1 protein-coding gene and 1 pseudogene are annotated in these 2,547 nt (G+C 55.8%); both read left to right on the plus strand.

Annotated features, from left to right (window positions below; genetic code table 11):
- The first annotated feature begins 1,207 nt into the window (after positions 1–1,207).
- The gene (locus tag VKV18_RS09460; protein WP_324203961.1) at positions 1,208–1,786 is read left to right on the plus strand and encodes an NADH-quinone oxidoreductase subunit A; all 579 of its coding nucleotides are present in this window, start codon (positions 1,208–1,210) and stop codon (positions 1,784–1,786) included.
- Positions 1,783–2,307, plus strand: a pseudogene (locus tag VKV18_RS09465) (NADH-quinone oxidoreductase subunit C); the annotation flags it as partial. The gene VKV18_RS09460 and the pseudogene VKV18_RS09465, both read left to right, overlap by 4 nt.
- Positions 2,308–2,547: the final 240 nt, after the last annotated feature.

Consider the following 2,547-nt stretch of genomic DNA (forward strand, 5'->3'; position numbering starts at 1 on the left):
ATAATAGGATAACACAGGGTAGTAGGATATGTCAAGTCGTTTTATGGGTGTGGGGAAAAAATTTTTTTAGGAGATTTTGTTGGTGTAGGAAGGGCTAAGAGGGCAATTGTAGATGAAGGTAAGGGGCGAATAGAGATGCAAGAGAGGGAGTGTTGAAGTGAAGGGTCGTAGGGGTAACCCTTGAGGGGGGGGGCGTCAGCCTTGACGAGCCGGCGATACAACTGTCATTTCTCGTGAGATAAACACCTGTCATTTCGAGCCGATACCACAACTGTCATTTCGAGCCGATACCACAACTGTCATTTCGAGCCGAAGGCGAGAAATCTTGAGTTTCCATTCCCATCCGTTCTGGGGGCGAGGGGTGAGGCTGCAGAGACTGCCGGCTTCACGGTTCTAGAGGCAACTCGTGGAGCCAGTCTATCTTGTTCGCCCCCTATCCCTTCCTTTCCCCCTATTAGGGAGAAAGGGGGCGGTTGTGTTGAGTTTCCGAAGGAAAGGTTATCATAGAAAACTGCCAATGAACTTATTGGTCTCCCCTCTCCCAAATTGGGGGAGGGGAGCGGGGGTGGGGGCTTGAAGAGCCGGTGATACGACTGTCATTTCGAGCCAAAGGCGAGATAAACAACTGTCATTTCGAGCCGAAGGCGAGAAATCTTAAGTTTCCATTCCCATCCGTTCTGGGGGCGAGGGGTGAGGCTGCAGAGACTGCCGGCTTCACGGTTCTAGAGGCAATTAGCACAGCAAGTCTATCTTGTTCGCCCCCTATCCCTTCCTTTCCCCCGATTCGGGAGGTGCTAGCGCACGGCGATGCAGCGGCCAGGGAGATAGGCGATGAAGGGAGCGATTCAGGCCGCTGAGGGGAAGGGCGTCGGCCTTGAGTTGCCCACCGCGAGGTGCCCCTCTCCCCAATGGGGGGAGGGGCGGGGGGTGGGGGCCTTGAGGGCGGGGGGGAGGCTGCCGAGACTACCGATCTCGCGTTTCTAGAAGCAGTTAACAAAGCAAGCCTGTCTGGCTCGCCTTCTATTTGGGCAAGAAGCTTTTCCTGCAGACCATGCAGAATAGACAAAGAGAAGGTAAAATAAAAAAGATAAAGCGATGGGGGATGGTGGCTTACGTCGCAGATTGTGATAAACATCACAAATTCAGAAAAACGGCAATCTCTCATCCAAGCCCAGCGTAAACAGAGAGGGAGGAGGCTTAGGAAACAGTGGATAACTACATCCCTGTTTTCGTGATGATCGTTATCGGCGCATTGATCGCGTTCGTCATGGTTTTTGGCTCCGCTTTGCTCGGCCCCAAAAAGCCCGGCGCGGTAAAGGCCTCGCCGTACGAGTGTGGAATGACGCCGGTAGGCAGCGCCCGTGAACGTTTCCCTATTAAGTTTTATCTCGTGGCCATGATCTTCATCGTTTTCGATGTGGAGACCATTTTCCTCTATCCTTGGGCGGTCAACTATCGTCATCTGCCCTACGCGCTCAAAGCCTTTAACTACATTGAGATGATCCTCTTTGTGGCTATCCTGTTCGCCGGCTACTTCTACATTCTCGGCAAGGGCGCCTTGGATTGGGGTGAGGAGGAGGTCGTGGCGGAGACCCTGAAGCGAGAGCCGATTGTGCTGGCTCCACGCCCTCCCATTCGGTTTGGGAACGAGAACTCAGGGCCTGTAGACCTTGACAAAATACCGGTCGGGCCGCGGGTGCCCGTCTATGGCGCGAGCGCACAAGAGCTTTGCCAACCCCTCGAACAGACCACCGTGCGACTTCAACCTACGGGAGAGGAGCGATGACCGAGGCGGCCGAGGCAACCACTCAAGAGCTTCTGGAGGTTCAGAAAATCCGCGAGCATTTCCCCGACGCGATTCTTCAGGTGCAAACCTTTCGTGGTGACACGCGCATCCTGCTGCGCAGAGAGTATATCGTGGAGGTTTGCCGCCTTTTGCGCGACGATCCCGACCTGCAGTACAACTTCTTCTCCGAATGCCTCGGTGTAGACTACCTCGACAAGTACCCCGACCACCGCTTTGAGGTGGTCTATAATCTCTACTCGGTGCGCTACGAACAGGGTGGGGTGCAAAAAGGAACGGGCCGCCGCATCTTTCTTAAAGTTCCGGTACCAGAAGACGACCCCGTGGTGCCGAGCGTAACCGAGGTCTACCCCGGAGCGAACTTTCCGGAACGAGAGATTTTCGACATGTTCGGCGTTCGCTTTAGCGGCCACCCCGACCTGCGCCGCATCCTGATGCCGGAAGACTGGGTGGGGCATCCGCAGCGGAAAGACTACCCGCTCGGCGGAGAGCGCGTGCAGTTCCCGGAGCGACGCTTCGGCCCCTCGGTGGGCGAGCCGCTGGTAGCGCACCCAGGCGAGTCGTATCATGGCAAGACCGGCGACGTGCTCGGCGAAGAACCGACACCCACGCGTCCTCTGCCCGAATCCGAACAGATCCAAGCGCGTTCGCCGCTGGAGATTCAGCAGTTACCGCCTGAGAAACCCTAGAATGCGGAAGAGATGGGAAATCGCTTTGCTATGCGCCAGATTGTGATAAATTGC

It is taken from the genome of Chthonomonas sp. (assembly GCF_035294505.1).
GTDB lineage: Bacteria > Armatimonadota > Chthonomonadetes > Chthonomonadales > Chthonomonadaceae > Chthonomonas.